The 15,570-nt window shown below is 70.2% G+C and carries 13 protein-coding genes; 3 read left to right on the forward strand and 10 right to left on the reverse strand.

Going from position 1 to position 15,570, the window contains the following annotated elements; genetic code table 11:
- Positions 1-77 precede the first annotated feature (77 nt).
- Positions 78-998 carry a site-specific tyrosine recombinase XerD gene (xerD, locus tag ACWEKS_RS27130; protein WP_452342677.1) on the forward strand — a complete coding sequence of 307 codons (921 nt, stop codon included), beginning with the start codon at positions 78-80 and terminating at the stop codon, positions 996-998.
- A gap of 66 nt (positions 999-1,064) precedes the next feature.
- On the opposite strand, the gene der is transcribed toward xerD, so the two are convergent.
- The 6 genes from der to ACWEKS_RS27160 all read right to left on the reverse strand — a co-directional run bounded on the left by der (position 1,065) and on the right by ACWEKS_RS27160 (position 7,719).
- A complete protein-coding gene (der, locus tag ACWEKS_RS27135; protein WP_452342678.1) occupies positions 1,065-2,480 on the reverse strand; it encodes a ribosome biogenesis GTPase Der in 1,416 nt (471 codons plus the stop codon).
- Positions 2,477-3,145 carry a (d)CMP kinase gene (gene cmk, locus ACWEKS_RS27140; protein ID WP_452342764.1) on the reverse strand — a complete coding sequence of 223 codons (669 nt, stop codon included), beginning with the start codon at positions 3,143-3,145 and terminating at the stop codon, positions 2,477-2,479. Before cmk ends, der begins: the two co-directional genes overlap by 4 nt.
- A gap of 65 nt (positions 3,146-3,210) precedes the next feature.
- Entirely contained in the window at positions 3,211-4,794 is a 1,584-nt protein-coding gene (locus tag ACWEKS_RS27145; RefSeq protein ID WP_452342679.1) for a pseudouridine synthase, read from the reverse strand.
- An 11-nt stretch (positions 4,795-4,805) separates the two neighbouring features.
- Positions 4,806-5,534 (reverse strand): SMC-Scp complex subunit ScpB, encoded by a 729-nt coding sequence (gene scpB, locus ACWEKS_RS27150; RefSeq protein ID WP_452342765.1) that lies wholly within the window; start codon positions 5,532-5,534, stop codon positions 4,806-4,808.
- 329 nt (positions 5,535-5,863) lie between these two features.
- Positions 5,864-6,733, reverse strand: coding sequence for a segregation and condensation protein A (locus ACWEKS_RS27155; RefSeq protein WP_452342766.1), 870 nt, complete (start codon positions 6,731-6,733; stop codon positions 5,864-5,866).
- Positions 6,734-6,822: 89 nt separating this feature from the next.
- Positions 6,823-7,719: a ParA family protein gene (locus ACWEKS_RS27160; RefSeq protein ID WP_379389062.1), complete on the reverse strand. Its 897-nt coding sequence runs from the start codon at positions 7,717-7,719 to the stop codon at positions 6,823-6,825.
- 687 nt (positions 7,720-8,406) lie between these two features.
- On the opposite strand from ACWEKS_RS27160, the gene ACWEKS_RS27165 reads away from it, so the two are divergent.
- On the forward strand, positions 8,407-10,680 hold the full coding sequence (locus tag ACWEKS_RS27165; protein WP_452342680.1) for a bifunctional serine/threonine-protein kinase/ABC transporter substrate-binding protein: 2,274 nt from the start codon (positions 8,407-8,409) through the stop codon (positions 10,678-10,680).
- Here the strand turns inward: ACWEKS_RS27165 and ACWEKS_RS27170 are convergent.
- Entirely contained in the window at positions 10,674-11,942 is a 1,269-nt protein-coding gene (locus ACWEKS_RS27170) for a hypothetical protein (RefSeq protein ID WP_452342681.1), read from the reverse strand. The genes ACWEKS_RS27165 and ACWEKS_RS27170 overlap by 7 nt on opposite strands.
- Positions 11,943-12,007: 65 nt before the next feature.
- On the reverse strand, positions 12,008-12,913 hold the full coding sequence (locus ACWEKS_RS27175; RefSeq protein WP_452342682.1) for a LysR family transcriptional regulator: 906 nt from the start codon (positions 12,911-12,913) through the stop codon (positions 12,008-12,010).
- A 114-nt stretch (positions 12,914-13,027) separates the two neighbouring features.
- On the opposite strand from ACWEKS_RS27175, the gene ACWEKS_RS27180 reads away from it, so the two are divergent.
- Entirely contained in the window at positions 13,028-14,350 is a 1,323-nt protein-coding gene (locus ACWEKS_RS27180) for an MFS transporter (protein WP_452342683.1), read from the forward strand.
- On the opposite strand, the gene ACWEKS_RS27185 is transcribed toward ACWEKS_RS27180, so the two are convergent.
- Positions 14,316-14,597: a hypothetical protein gene (locus ACWEKS_RS27185; protein WP_452342684.1), complete on the reverse strand. Its 282-nt coding sequence runs from the start codon at positions 14,595-14,597 to the stop codon at positions 14,316-14,318. The genes ACWEKS_RS27180 and ACWEKS_RS27185 overlap by 35 nt on opposite strands.
- A gap of 214 nt (positions 14,598-14,811) precedes the next feature.
- Positions 14,812-15,543: a TetR/AcrR family transcriptional regulator gene (locus ACWEKS_RS27190; protein WP_452342685.1), complete on the reverse strand. Its 732-nt coding sequence runs from the start codon at positions 15,541-15,543 to the stop codon at positions 14,812-14,814.
- Positions 15,544-15,570 lie beyond the last annotated feature (27 nt).

The following is a 15,570-nucleotide window of genomic DNA, read 5'->3' on the forward strand; positions in this document are numbered from 1 at the left end:
TCCCGATTGGGAAACTTGTTTGCTTTGCCGGGTTCGGGTCGGGGAGTTCGTCGGTGGCGGCTGCAAAGATGTGAGCCGTGCTGAAGCGGCAGATCGACGCGTACCTAGACCATTTGGCGGTCGAGCGCGGCGCCGCGCACAACACGCTCAGCGCCTATCGGCGGGATCTGGGCCGATACCAGTACTTTCTGACCGAGCGCGGTGTGGAAACGCTTGCACGCGTGGCCGAATCGGACATTGCCGATTACATGGTGTCGCTGCGGTCGGGGGACTCCGAGCATCCCGCCCTGGCGGCCTCGTCGGCGTCGCGGGCCCTGGTCGCCGTCCGCGGGCTGCACCGGTTCGCGACCGCGGAGGGCATTACCGACGCGGATGTGGCGCACCCGGTGAAACCGCCGACACCCGCCCGCAGACTGCCGAAAGCCCTCCCGTACGACCAGGTTTCCCGCCTGCTCGACGCCGCCGGGGGAGACATCGCCGAGGGCCCGCGCGGGCTGCGCGACCGGGCACTACTGGAGTTGCTGTACTCCACGGGCGCCCGCATCTCCGAGATGGTCGGGCTCGACGTGGACGACATCGACACCGCCGAACGCGCGGTGGTCCTGCACGGCAAGGGCGGCAAACAGCGCATGGTCCCCATCGGCCGCCCCGCCCTGGCCGCCCTCGACAACTACCTGGTTCGCGGCCGCCCGGCCCTCGCCACCCGGGGCAAGGGCAACAGCGCGCTGTTCCTCAACCACCGCGGCGGCCGCCTCTCCCGCCAAACCGCCTGGCAGGTCCTGCAATCCGCGGCGGAGCGGGCCGGCATCGCCGCCCAGGTGTCGCCCCACACCCTCCGGCATTCCTTCGCCACGCATCTACTCGACGGCGGCGCTGACGTCCGGGTCGTCCAGGAACTGCTGGGCCACGCCTCGGTGACCACCACCCAGATCTACACCCTGGTCACCGTCGGCACCCTGCACGAGGTCTGGGCCACCGCGCATCCGCGCGCCCGCTGAACGAGAACGCCCGGGGGACGGTGGGATCCGTCGCCCGGGCGTTGGGTTTCGTTCGGCGCGTGGGCCTTACTTCTTGCGTTCGCGCTTTTCGCGGACGCGGACGTTCACGCGGACCGGGGAGCCGTCGAAGTTGAACTCTTCGCGGAGCTTTCGTTCGAGGAAGCGGCGGTAGCCGGCCTCGAGGAAGCCCGTGGTGAAGAGGACGAACGTCGGGGGGCGGGTGGAGGCCTGGGTGGCGAACAGGACTCGGGGGAGGCGGCCGCCGCGCATCGGAGGCGGGGTGGCGGCGATGACCTCCTTGAGCCAGTTGTTCAGGCGGCCGGTGGAGATGCGCTTGTCCCAGGAATCCAGGGCGGTTTCCATGGCGGGGACGAGCTTCTGGACGGCGCGACCCGTCTGAGCGGAGATATTGACGCGCTGGGCCCAGCGGACCTGGACCATTTCGCGGTCGATCTCGCGCTCGAGCATCTCGCGGCGGTCCTCGTCGACCAGATCCCACTTGTTGTAGGCGATCACCAGGGCGCGGCCGGTGTCGGCCACCATGGAGATGACGCGCAGGTCCTGCTCGGTGATCGGCTCCGAAGCGTCGATCAGCATTACCGCCACCTCGGCGGCCTCGATGGCCGACTTGGTGCGCAGCGACGCGTAGAACTCGTGGCCGCTGGCCGTGCTCACCTTGCGGCGCAGGCCCGCGGTATCCACGAAACGCCAGGGCTTGCCGCCCAACTCGACGAGCGAGTCGACCGGGTCGACGGTGGTGCCCGCGACATTGTGGACGACCGAGCGCTCCTCGCCCGCCAGCCGGTTCAGCAGCGAGGACTTGCCCACATTCGGCTTGCCGACCAGCGCCACGCGGCGCGGGCCGCCGGTGAGACCCGTTCCCTCGCGCGGGGTTTCGGGCATCACCTCCAGAATCAGGTCCAGCAGATCACCGGTGCCGCGACCGTGCGTGGCCGAGACCAGGCGCGGCTCACCCAGGCCCATCGACCACAGCTCGGCCGCATCGGCCTCCAGCTTCTGGTTGTCGACCTTGTTGGCCACCAGGATGACCGGGGTCTTGCTGCGCCGCAGCGTCCTCGCCACCGCCTCGTCGGCGGAGGTCGCGCCTACGGTGACGTCCACGACCACGACGATCGCGTCGGCGGTCTGCATGGCGACCTCGGCCTGCCGGGCCACCGACTGCTGCAGGCCCTTGGCGTCGGGCTCCCAGCCGCCGGTGTCCTGCACCAGGAACCGGCGTCCGGCCCAGGTGGCCTCGTAGGAGATCCGGTCCCGGGTCACGCCCGGAATGTCCTCCACGACGGCCTCGCGGCGGCCCAGAATGCGGTTCACCAGGGTCGACTTGCCGACATTCGGCCGGCCGACGATGGCCACCGTCGGCAGCGGGATGTGCTCGGCGTCCTGCTCGCCCTCGAATTCGGCGATGTCCCAGTCGGATTCGTCCGACCAGATGCCATCACCGGCGAAGGTGTCCTGCGTCACTGCGCGCCTCCCGCCGAAATCCGTTCGGCCACCACGCGATACAGCTCGTCGATGACCTCGTCCTTGTTCAGATCGCTGGTGTCGACCAGCACGGCGTCCTCGGCGGGACGCAGCGGCGACACCTTGCGGGTCGAATCCAGGGTGTCGCGGCGCTGCACATCGGCCAGCACGGCCTCGAAATCGTCACCCCGGCCCTCGGCGATGTTCTGCGCATTGCGTCGCGTGGCGCGGGCCTCGGCCGAGGCGGTCAGGTAGATCTTCACATCGGCCTCGGGCAGCACGACGGTGCCGATATCGCGGCCCTCGACCACGATTCGCCCGGCCGCCGCGGTCAGGTCCCGTTGCAGGGCCACCAGCTGCTCGCGCACCTCGGGCACGGCCGACACCGCCGACACCGCCTTGGTCACCGCATTGCCGCGGATCTCGCTCGACACATCCTCATCGTCGAGCAGGATGACCTCCCGGCTCGGATCGGTGCCGATGGTCAGCGGCAGCTCCTTGACCGCGACCGCGATGGCCGCGGCGTCGTCCAGGTCCACGCCGGTGCGCAGCACGCGCAGTGTCGCCACCCGGTACATGGCACCGGTGTCGAGGTAGCTGGCCTCGAGCCGGGTCGCCAGCAAGCGCGACACGCTCGACTTGCCGGTGCCCGACGGGCCGTCCATGGCGACGACCAGCCGCGCCCACCCGGTCAGCGCGCCGGTCGCGTCGATCAGACTTCCCACACCGTTCACAACGACACCGCCTCGTAGAGCTTCCCGATTTCGTCCCGGCCCAGCACGCGCAGCGTGCCCGGCCGCTGATCGCCCAGTGCGACCGGTCCAATGTGGGTGCGCACCAGCGCGGTCACCGGGTGGCCGACCTCGGCCAGCAGGCGGCGCACGATGTGCTTGCGGCCCTCGTGCAGCACCACCTTCACCAGCGACTTGCCCTGGCCGACCTCGAGCACCTGGAACCGGTCCACCTTGGCGGGACCGTCCTCCAGCTCGACGCCGTCCTTGAGCAGCTTGCCGACCTCGCGGTTCTTGACTTCGCCGTTGACCGTGGCCAGGTAGGTCTTGGACACCTCGAAGGACGGGTGCATGAGCCGGTGCGCGAGATCGCCGTCATTGGTGAGCAGCAGCAGGCCCTCGGTGTCGGCGTCCAGACGGCCGACGTGGAACAGCCGCTGCCCGGCCGCGATCCGCTCGGCGACGATGTCGCCCACGCACGGGCGGCCCATCTCGTCGGACATGGTCGACTGCCAGCCCTTGGGCTTGTTCAGCGCCAGGTACACCTGCTCGTCGCGGATCACCACGCGCACGCCGTCGACCCGGACCACCGCGGTCTGCGGATCGATGCGCAGGCCCTGCTCGCGCACGATCTTGCCGTCCACCTCGATGCGGCCGGCCTCGATCATCTCCTCGGCCGCGCGGCGCGAGGCCACCCCGGCCTTCGCGAGGACCTTCTGCAGGCGCTCGCCCTCGCCCCAGGGCAGCTTCTTCGGGCCCTGCGCGTCGGCGTCCACATGCTGGCGGCGTGCCGGCCTGGCATTGCTGATCAGGACCGGAGCCACGACCTGCTTGACCGGCTTGGCCTTCTTCTTGGCGGGAGTGTTCGGCGAGGTGTGCGGGGCCAGCGGGCTGCCGCCGCCGATCCGGCCGCGCGACGCATTGCGATCCTGGCCGAAACCGGCACGGTCGGAGCCGAATCCGGTGCGCGACTGGCCGCCACGGCTGTCGCCGCCACGCCCGGCGCCACGCGAATCGGAACCCCAGTCGCCGCGAGACTGGTTGCCGCGGGCGGAGTTTCCGAACGAGGAGCCGCCACGCGAGGACGCGCCACCGCGCGAACCGCCTCCGCCCCACTGGCTTTCGCCGCGCGAGCCGGAACCTTCACCGCGCGAGCCATAGCCTTCACCGCGCGAGCCATAGCCTTCGCCGCGCGAGCCGTAGCCCTCGCCGCGCGAGCTGGAAGCGCCGCGCGAGCCGTACGAGCCGCCGCGGGATCCGCCGGAGCGCGAGTCATAGGACCCGCTGCCGCCGCGTCCGCCGCCGTACGAGCCGCTGCCGCCGCGCGAGTCGCCTCGGGAATTGCCGCCCCACGAGGGCGAGTCGCCGCGCGATCCGCCGCGATTCGCGGAGCCGCCACGGCTGTTCGCGGCGCCGCCGCGTGAGTTCGCGGGGCCGTCGTAGCCTCCGCCGTACGAGCTGCCGCCGCGCGCGGACCGGTCGTCTCCGGTCCGGCCGCGGGCGGCCCGGGAACCGCCGCGGGGCGGTTCACTGCCACGTTTCCTACGATCCGGTGTGCCATCTCGGCGAGCGGGTGTATTCACGTTGTCCTGTTTCAGTCATCGGTGCCGAGGTCGATATCGGCCTCGGCAGGTTTCCTCAGCCTGGTGTACCGGGGGTCGGTGTCCAGGCTCTCGTTGATCTCGTCGATCAGATCGACGCCCGGGAGCAGTGGGGCCAGCGGCGGCAGATCCGCCAGTGACGCAAGTCCGATCCGTTCCAGGAACAGCTCGGTGGTGATGTACAGAGTGCCGTTGGTCTCCGGGTCCGCTCCGGCCTCCGCGATCAGGCCCCGCGCCAGCAGGGTCCGGATCACGCCATCCACGTTCACACCGCGCACCGCACTCACGCGTGCTCGGGTAACCGGTTGACGGTACGCGATCACCGCCAGGGTTTCCAAAGCGGCGCGTGTGAGCTTCGACCGTGCGCCGTCCAACAGCATACGTTCCACATACGGGGCGAATTCCGTCCGCGTGTAGTAGCGCCACCCGTCGCCGACGTACCTGAGATCCATGCCACTGCGCCGCGCGGTCAGCTCCGCCGACATCTCCCGCAGCGCGGTCTCCACCCGGATCGGGTGATCCCGCAAAGCCGACGCCAGCAACTCCACCGGCGCAGGCGCATCCACCACCAACAGCATCGCCTCGAGCGCCGCCCGAAACTCGTCCTCCTCGAGCGCCTCCTCGTCCTCGAACTCCTCCGCATCGACGCCCGGCCCGTCCGGTGCCACGACCTCCGCCCCAGGTTGAGTGACTTCAGCCACAGGCTCGGCAGCGCCAGCGATGGACTGGGAGGTATCAGCCACGGACGCCGGGCCGCCGTTCGCGGACTCGGGCGCGTCAGCCGCGGGCTCCATGGCGGCGGACTCGAGCATGGTCGCTTCGTCGGTGAGCACCGCACCCTCGGCCGGGGCCTCGACGCCCTCGGCCGTTGTTTCGACACCGCTGGGCTCGGTGACCTCGGCCTCGGACTCGGCGGCCTTCGCCCCGGCTGCGCGGGCCTTCGCTGCCGCGGCCGCTTCGGCCACGATCCTTTCGGCCAGGGTCGGTTGGGGCGCAGCCTGGTTGGCGGCGGCCGGGTCGTGCGCGTCGTCACCCATGTTCTGCACCTCGGTCACCCGTAATCCTCTTCAATCGTCACCGGTTGGGCGGGTTGGTCTTCGAGCTCGCCGATCCAGCTGATGGAGAGCGGGCCCAGGGGGTCGGGCTGATCGAACTCGATGGTCTTGCCCCGGTAGAGCTCGAGCAGCGCGAGGAAGCGGGCCACGATCTGGATCGGCAGTTCGCAGTCGGCGCAGAGTTCGTGGAAGGTCGTCCAGCCGCCCGCGCCACGGCTTTTCAGCATCTCCAGCACCAGCGCGGCCTGTTCGGCGATCGAAATCGCATGGGCGTGGATGTGATCCAGCCCCACCCTCGGTTTCGGACGCGGCCGGAACACGGTGGCTGCGACCTCGGCGAACCCCGCGGCGTCCACCCCCAGCGTAACCTCCGGCAACAGCGCCAGATACCGCTCCTCCAGCGACACCGCGCGCGGATAGCGTTGCAGCGCCGCGGCCTCCAGTTCGCCCAGCAGCGCCGCGACCTGTTTGAAGGCGCGATACTGCAACAGCCGTGCGAACAGCAGGTCGCGGGCTTCGAGGAGCTCGAGGTCCTCCTCGTCGGAGACCTCGCCGGAGGGCAGCAGCCGGGCCGCCTTCAGATCCAGCAGGGTGGCCGCGATGAGCAGGAATTCGGTGGTCTGGTCGAGGATCTTGTCCGCGCGCAGCCCCTTTTCTTCCGAGAGCCGGGCGGTGAGCGCCTTGGTGTGGGCGATGAATTCGTCGGTGACCTTGTGCAACGCGATCTCGGTGACGTCGAGCCGCCGCGAGCTGATGAGCTGCAGCAACAGGTCGAACGGGCCCTCGAAGTTGGCGAGCTTCAGGTGAAATTTGCCCGTTGCGTGCTGATCGTCCGGTGCCGCGGCATTACCGCCGCCTGCCACGATGCCGGCCGGGACCGGCGAGTCCGGATCTCCGGCGGGCAGGGCTGTATCCGCGTCCGCCGGGTCGTGCTCGGACGAATCGAGAGGACCGCTCAACGGCCCGACCGCTGGATGACTTCCCGGGCCATGGCCCGATAGGCTTCCGCGCCACCGGATTTCGGCGCCCAGGTGGTAATGGGCTCGCCGGCGACACTGGCGTCGGGGAAGCGGACGGTCCGCGAGATCACGGTGTCGTACACGAGGTCGCCGAACACCTCGACCACGCGCGTCATCACCTGACGTGAATGCAATAGGCGAGCATCGAACATGGTGACCACGATGCCGTACAGGGTCAGTTCCGGATTCAGCCGGTCCCGCACCTTCTCCACGGTGTCGTTGAGCAGGGCCAGGCCGCGCAGCGAGAAGTATTCGCACTCCATCGGAATGATGACGCCGTCGGCGCAGGCCAGGGCGTTCACGGTGAGCAGGCCCAGCGAGGGCTGGCAGTCGATCAGGATGTAGTCGTAGCGGTCGCGCAGCGGCGCGATGGCGCGGCCCAGCGTCTGCTCCCGGCCGACCTCGTTGACGAGCTGAATCTCCGCCGCCGACAGGTCGATATTGCTGGGCAGCAGATCCATGCCCTCGACCTTGGTGTTCATCAGCACGTCGTCGACATTCACCTTGCCGGGGCCGACGAGCAGGTTGTGCACGGTGACGTCCAGATCGTGGTGCGCCACACCGAGTCCCGCCGACAGCGCGCCCTGCGGATCCAGGTCGACGAGCAGCACCTTGCGTCCGTATTCCGCCAGCGCCGCACCGAGATTGATGGTCGAGGTGGTCTTGCCGACGCCGCCCTTCTGATTGCACATGGCGACGATCAGGGCGGGTCCGCTGTGATCGGCTTCGTGAGGTTCCGGAATCTCGCGAACCGGGCGTCCGGTGGGGCCGAACTCCTTGCCGTCGGACACCACATCGGGTGCCTCCCACAGTGTTTGCGCGGCGGTTTCGATCCGCTGGCCCGCACCACCGGTAGTCGTCACGTCCGCTGCTCCTTCGACGTTCCTGCCCTTGCTCCGTGCACCGACCTGCCGTGGACGAAGCGCCCGGCCGCGTGTGCGACCGGGTCCCTCCTAGACGCTACCGCCTGTTCACGCAAGACCAACGCTCGGACACGCACCCTAAACCTGCACTTCAGGGCGGGTAAGGGTGTCCTCGGTCGGACTGGTGTCCGGTCAGGAGCATTCTTCGCTTGTGGGACAGCAGGTTACGGCCTATGCACCGGGACTGCGGGAGATCAGCGGGGGTTTCCCCGAATCCTGTCCGATCCGGCCCACCCGATTCCCCTCCGGCTCACTCGATCCCGCCCAGCGGAACCGCCTCCGCGTCGCCGCCCCCACACCGACCCGCCATCAACTCTGACGGCAACTGCCCACAATAGCCCGCGAGCCCCCGAGCCCGACCCACTCCGCATCACACAACCCTGTCGGCCGCGTCGCGAACTCCGTACCCGGATGCTCCGGTGCCGGAGCCGCCACCGCGTCGACATCGATATCCCGCACCGGATCATCCGGCCTCAGCGCCGAGAACTCCGGCACCAGCCCGGTCACGAAGGTCTGGGTGGGCGGGGCTGTCGATCGGATCTCTTGCGGGGTGTAGCGGGTATGGTTCGGGGGAGGTTGCGGGGTGCGAAGGGCCGAATGTTGTTTGCGGGTACGGAATTCGCCGGGTATTTGATCGAGCGGCGGCTCGGTGGGGGCGGGATGGGGGACGTCTTTCTGGCCCGGCATCCGCGATTGCCTCGGCGGGTGGCGATCAAGCTGCTGGCGCGGGAGTTGGTGTCGCAGCGGGAGACCCGGTTCCGGTTCGAGCGGGAGGCCGAGCTGGTGGCCCGGCTGGATCATCCGAATATCGTTGCGGTGCACGATCGGGGGGTCGAGGACGGGCGGCTGTGGATCGCCATGCAGTACGTGGACGGTGGGGACGCGGCGGCGCTGGACCCGTTCACCCTGCCCGCGCACGACGCGGTCCACATCATCGGCGAGACCGCCAAGGCGCTGGACTACGCGCATTCGATGGGGGTGATCCACCGGGATGTGAAGCCGGCCAATATTCTGCTGACCCGCTCGGTGCCGGGGCAGGATCGGCGGATTCTGCTGACGGACTTCGGGATCGGGCGACTGCGCGACGACTCGGCACAGATCACCCGGACCGGGATGCTGGCGGCGACGATCACCTACGCGTCGCCGGAGCAGCTGTCGGGGGCCGCGCTCGACGAGCGCTCGGATCAGTATTCGCTGGCGTGCACACTGTTCCGGCTGCTCACCGGATCGACGCCGTACCAGGCGGAGACCGCGGCGGCGGTCATCGCGGGGCACCTGCAGCATCCGGCGCCGCGGGTCACCGACCGGCGACCGGAGCTGCCCGCCGCCCTCGACGCGGTGCTGGCGCGCGGGCTGGCCAAACGACCGGAGGACCGCTTCGACTCCTGCCGTGCGTTCGCCGACGCTGCGCTGCGGGCACTGTCGGATGAGTCCGAGTCCACCATGCTGCCGCTGCGGGTGGCCGCCGCGTCACCCGTGACCACTCTCTTCGCCGGTGCCCGGGTCGCGTCGACCGGACCGAGCGACAGCGTGTCGGCCACCATCACCCTGCCCCGGGCGGGCGAGACCACTGTGCTGGACGATCCGTCGTCCCCACCGCCTCCGCCGCCGGACCGGAACGGCGGGCGCGGGCGCTGGATCGCCGCCGGTGCGGCGGCGCTGGCCGTCGTGGTCGCGACTGCGGCCGGAATCGTCTGGGCGACACACGATTCCGGGTCGTCGAGGAGCACGCCCCCGGCGAACACCGGCGGCCCGTATGCCGCCGTGTACCCGGGTTTCGTGCCGCTCACCCAGATCGACGCCCTGGGTGACAAGGTCGCCTACCCCGTCTCGGTGGAGGACCCCGCGAACGACGGACGGCTGCCGTGCAAGCCGGTCTCCATCGCCGCCGCGGTGCCCCTGACTGGCGCTGAGACCGATGTCGCTCTGGGCCGCACGGTGATCGATGCCGTGCAGCTGGCCGTCGACCAGTTCGTCCAGGGTGGCAGCAAGGCCTGCCCGGTCGCCGTCCGGCGGTTCGACACCGCGGGCAGCCAGACGACGGCGGCGCAGATCGCCGAGCAGATCGCTGCGGACACCTCGATCGTCGCGGTGATCGGTCCCACCCTGTCCCGCGAGGTGGTGGCGGCGGGCAAGACGTTTGACGCCGCCGGGCTGTCGTTTCTCACCCCGGCAGCGACGAATCCGCTACTGGCGCAGTCGGGTTGGTCCGGCTTCTTCCGCGGCCTGGCCAACGACAATGCGGAGGGCCCGGCGCTCGGCCGGTATCTGGCGAACACCGCACGCTTGTCCCGGGTCTGCGTGGTGCGCGACAGCGACGGCGGATTCGGCGGCTCGCTCGCGGACTCGGTGACCACGGGGCTGGGCCCGGCCGCGCTCGCGGGGTGCCAGGTCAGCATCGACCCGGACGGCGATCCGGGTGACGCCGTGAACACCATCGCCGGGGCGCACCCGGACGCGGTGTTCTACGCCGGGTACAAATCGGCCGCCGCCCGGCTGCTCACCAAGCTCCGGAGTGCCGGTGTCACGGCGACTTTCGTGCTGGGCGACGGCAGCTACGACCCGGACTTCCGGACGCTCGCGGGTCCGGCGGCCACCGGCACCCTGGTTGCCTGCCAGTGCGGGGCGGCCACCGAACGCTTCGTCGGCGAATACCGGTCCGCCACCGGTTCCGCCCCGACCGCGTATGCCGCCGAGGCCTACGACCTGACCGCGATCGTGTTGCGGGGCATCGTGTCCGGGCACGCGGGCCGTACGGAACTGCGGGCCTACCTGCACGGCTACCACGGCGACGGCATCGCCCACGCGTATGGCTGGGGCGCGACCGGTGAACTCGGCGATCCCCGGATCTGGTTGTACCGGATCTACTGATCCTGTTCGACCCGCTCGGGCCGCAGCCGTCGCAGCGCGATGACGGCGGCCAGGCATCCGGCCCCGAGAGCGATGGCCATCCAGGCGGCGCGGTCACCCGATCCGACGGCCCGGTTGGGATGCAGCGGGAACGTGTCGCAACCGCGGAACTCCAGCGTGAGCACGGCGGTCGGAATGAACAGCAGGCCGATCGCCAGCACGGTCCCGGCCGTGCCGCGGGTGGTCACCGCGCCGAAGCTGTACCCGGCCACCGCTGCGATGGCACAGCTGCCGATCAGCGCGCTCCACGAGTCATCGTGCCGCGCGTCGGGAACCAGCAGCGCGAACACCCCGAGGGCGACGATCGCGACCGCGGCGACGACCGGCGCCTGGCGCCGCAGGCCGGCCGCCAGGCCGAGCGCCATGACCGTCAGTATCGGTGCGAGCTTCCAGTGCGCCTGGGCCGCAATGGCGATCGCGCTGCCGGTCGCGGCGAGCGCCACCGCGAGCAGTGTGAGGGTGCCGTCGCGCTCGGGCAGCAGCAGCGCCGCGATGACCGCCGCCGCGAGCACCGCGAGCGTTCCGGCCACGATGACCGCGGTGCCGCTCGTCGCCGTGGTGAGCCGCTCCGACACCAGGTCGATGGTGGTGACCACCACGGCTGCGGCGAGCACCGGCGCGAACGGCAGGTTCAACGCGGTGGGGTAGGCCGCCATCCGCGCGCGCGGGCACAGGGTGAAGCACACGGCCAGCAATCCCATCGTCGGTGCGGTGGCCCATTCCGGCGGCAGATCCACGAAGGCGCGTTCGAGCAGCGACTGGGTGCCCTGCTCGGCCGAGATGGTCTCGATATGGTCGCCCACCGTGACGCCGATGAGTGCCCCGAGCAGGTATCCGATTGCGGGCAGCCGGTTTTCGAGCGCCGCCGCCCCGGCCGCGCCGAGCAGCACGCCCGCCGCGATCGAATCGACGAAGTTGGAGGTGGCCAGGCTAGCGGAGCCGGCGGGCCCCAGTAGGTGGTTGACGACCAGGATCAGCATCGCGACGGTGGCGGTGCCCCAGGCGGTGCGGGTGCCGAACATGCGCACGCATACCGCGGCCAGGACCGCGACGATCACGCCCACGGCGGTGGCCCGCGGCACGGTTACGCTCAGCAGCGTCATCTGCAGCGCGGACGATTCGGCGGCGCACCCGGTGTCGATGGGCACGATGAGGGCCAGGCCCGCGATCGCGGCGGCGGCGCACCCACCCACCGTGTCGAGGGCCGCGCGATACCGCTGCACGGGCGGCTCCCAAGGTCTGAAGCAACAGGTCAGTTACCGTCCAGCCACCGTAACAGCGCGCGCATTCACCGGGGGTGACGGCGGGCCGCCCAGTCGGCGGCGAAATCGCGGAACCGCCGCACCGCCTCCGACGGCGTGGCGGTCGCCGACCAGATCAATCCGACATCCCGGGACGCGCCCGCGTCGGCGACCGGGACGACGGCCAGCCCCGGCGGCATCGGCTCCTCGGCGGGCACCAGCGCGACGCCGAGCCCGGCCGCCACCAGCCCGGAGACCGTCACCAGATCACTGGACTCGAAGACGATGCGCGGCCGGACCCCGGCCGCCGCGCACAGTTCGTCGAAGATCCGCCGCATGCCGAATCCCGGATGCATGGTGATGAATTCGGCGTCGGCCAACTCGGCCAGCCGGATCGGCCGCTGCCCGGTCTTGCCGGACGGCGCGGCCAGCCGGTGGTCGGCCGGAACCGCCAGCACCAGCGGCTGATTCAGCAGGGTGCGCCACCCGATGCCGGGCTCGCCGGGCCGCGGTGACACCAGCGCCAGATCGGCCTCGCCGTCGAGCACCTGCCGGGTGATGACCTCGGCCGCGCCCTGATACAGCGTGAAGCCGACCCGCCCCGAGCCGCGCCGGAATTCGCCGATCAGCTGCGGGGCCAGCCGGCCGCCGAAGGAATGCAGGAACGACAGCCGGACCACTCCCTTGGCCGGATTGATGCGGTCGGCGACGGCCTGCTCCCCGGCGTGCAGTTCGGCGCGGGCGCGGCGGGCGTGCTCGTAGTAGAGGCGGCCGTACTCGTTGAGCCGGATGCGCTTGCCGTGCCGGTCGAACAGGGGCGTGCCGAGCCGCTGCTCGAGCCGGGCGAGCATGCGCGACAGCGTGGGCTGCGCCAGGTGCAGCCGGTCGGCGGCCGCGCTGACATTCTCCGTTTCGGCGAGTGTCGTGAACCACTCCAGATCCGAGCCGAGCACGCCGCCTCCTCGCTATATGTCGACAGAGTATGAGAACTCCAATAATCATGCATTTCCGTTCTAAGTGCCAGCGTCGCACCCTGGATCCCGCACCCCCAGTACCGAGAGGATCCGATGACTACCGTGCAAGGGACCACCAGCACCGCCGCGTCAGGGCCGACCGGTACGGCGACACCGCAACCGATCGGTACGGCAGCGCCGGAGCCGACCAGCGTGGCCACGCCTGGGCCCACCTTTACCGCCGGGCCCGGCCGGCCGGGACACGCACACGAGAAGCGGGTCACCGCAGCCCTTTTCGCAGCCGGGCTGACCACGTTCGCGGCCATGTACTCCACCCAGTCGCTGCTGCCGAGCCTGTCGGCCGCCTTTTCGGTCCCGCCCGCGCACGCGGCCCTCGCCGTCTCACTGACCACGGGATTTCTTGCGCTGGCCATCATTCCGGCGGGTGCGCTGTCGGCGCGGATCGGCCGCACCCGGGTGATGATCGGTTCGGCGGTGGTGGCCTCGGCGCTGGGTCTGCTGCTGCCGCTGTGCCCGACCCTCGACACCCTGCTGGCGGTGCGGGCCGTGCAGGGCGTTTCGCTGGCGGGCGTGCCCGCGGTGGCCATGGCGTATCTGGCCGAGGAGATCGGGGCGGCCGGACTCGGCGCGGCCATGGGCGTCTATATCGCCGGGACCACCATCGGCGGGCTGGCGGGCCGGTTGATTCCCTCGCTCGCCCTCGGGCTGACCTCGTGGCGCTGGGCGGAGCTGGCGGTCTCGCTGGCCGCTGCGGCGTGCACGGTCTGGTTCGCGTACAGCCTGCCGCCCTCGCGCGGATTCGCCGCGCGCCCGGCCGGTTTCGGCACCATGATCGGCGATCTCACGGCGCAGCTGCGGCATCGCGGCCTGATCGCGCTCTTCGGTCTGGCCTTCCTGCTGATGGGCAGCTTCGTGTCGGTCTACAACTTCCTGGGCTACCGCCTGACCCATCGTCCCTTCGAATTGCCCGCGGCCCTGGCCGGATCGGTGTTCGTGCTGTACCTCGCCGGGACGGTCGCCTCGGCGTACACCGGCAGGCTCGCCGATCGTCGGGGCCATGCGCGGGTCCTCGCCGCCGCGGTGGCATTGATGGCCCTCGGTGCGCTGATCACCATCCCCGATCACCTGACCACGGTGCTGATCGGCATCCTGCTGTTCACTACCGGGTTCTTCGCCGCGCACACCACGGCCAGCGCCTGGGTGGGCACGCTGGCCGAAAATCGCGGCGCGGCATCGTCTCTCTACATGTTTGCGTACTACCTGGGCAGTGCGGTGGTCGGCAGCGCGGCCGGGATCGCTTACGCGGCCGGCGGCTGGGCCGGCCTGATGTCCTGTGTGGCAGCGCTTTTCGTGCTCGCGGCGCTACTGCTGGGCTCGCTGGTCACGGTTGGTCGGGCGGCGCGGGATCGGCACTGATGTCGGTATCGGTGTCCGCGCACGCCGGATTCGGGCTGTCCTCGGTGACCTCGGTGCACACCGGCAGCACCGCCGGGGGATCGGTGTGGACCTCGATCGGCGCGGGCGCGCGCTCGGCCGGACCGGCCACGGCGGGCACCGCCAGGTAGACGAAAGCAGTGGTCAGCCCGGCCAGGACGAGGACCATGGCCCCGGCCGCCAGCGTGGGGAGGGCGGTGGTGGAACGCGTCCACGCGACAACGGCCATGTCCCTCACCTCCTCGCAGCAGGACGACGATGCGTCTATCTCTCATCGCGTCGTAACGCGAGCCGCCCGCACCGGCCGTGCGGGCCTCATGAGGCCATGGTCGGGTTCGGTGCGGGGCCGGTCAAGCGGTAGCGGGCCCATTTGCACGATGTTTACGCACGGTTGACACGGCCCTGTGCCGTTCCCGCCCAGCGCAATCCGGCGGTAACCGGAATCAGGCTCCGATCTGGCTGTCGATGAAGACCTGGTAACCGTCCAGCAGCCGATCCAGGGCGAAGCTGAAATCGGCTTCCTCCCAGTGCATGTCGTCGGTGTCGAAGGCGCGGTTGGCGAGGGCGGCACTGACGATCGGGAAGCGCCCGGGGTCGAGCACCGCGGTCAGGATGGCGGTGAAGTCCTGGTCCTGATCGTGCTGCTGGATGGTGTCCCGCAGGAAGCGGGTGCGGCCGATGACATAGATCGAAAGGTTCACCAGCAGTTGCAGTTTGAGTGGCTCGGCGAGGTCGAGACCGGATAGCACGCCCATGCCCGCCTCGAGCCAGGCCATATTGTTCGGGCCCAGCGGGGGCGAGGTCATGGGGATGTCCAGCCACCAGTCGTGGGCGCGGATGGCGTGGAATTCGGCCCAGGCCCAGGCTTCCAGCCCGGCGCGCCAGCCATCGGCCGGCAGGTCCGGGGTCACGTCGAAGATGCGGTCGTGCAGCAGCTCGACGAGGGTGTCCTTGCTGTCGACGTACCGGTAGAGCGACATCGTGGTGAACCCGAGCTCCTTGGCGACCCGGGCCATGGACAGCGCGGCATAGCCCTCGGCGTCGGCGACCCGCACGGCGGTGTCCAGGATCTGATCGAGGCTCAGCCCGCGTTTGGGTCCACGGCTGCCCGCGTCGTCCAGATCCCACAGCAACTTCACCGCCTTGGGCAGGACTCGTTCGTCGGGCCCCTTCATCTGACCTCCTGTCGTCGTTCCGCCTCC

The sequence above is a fragment of the Nocardia sp. NPDC004711 genome, from assembly GCF_053601595.1.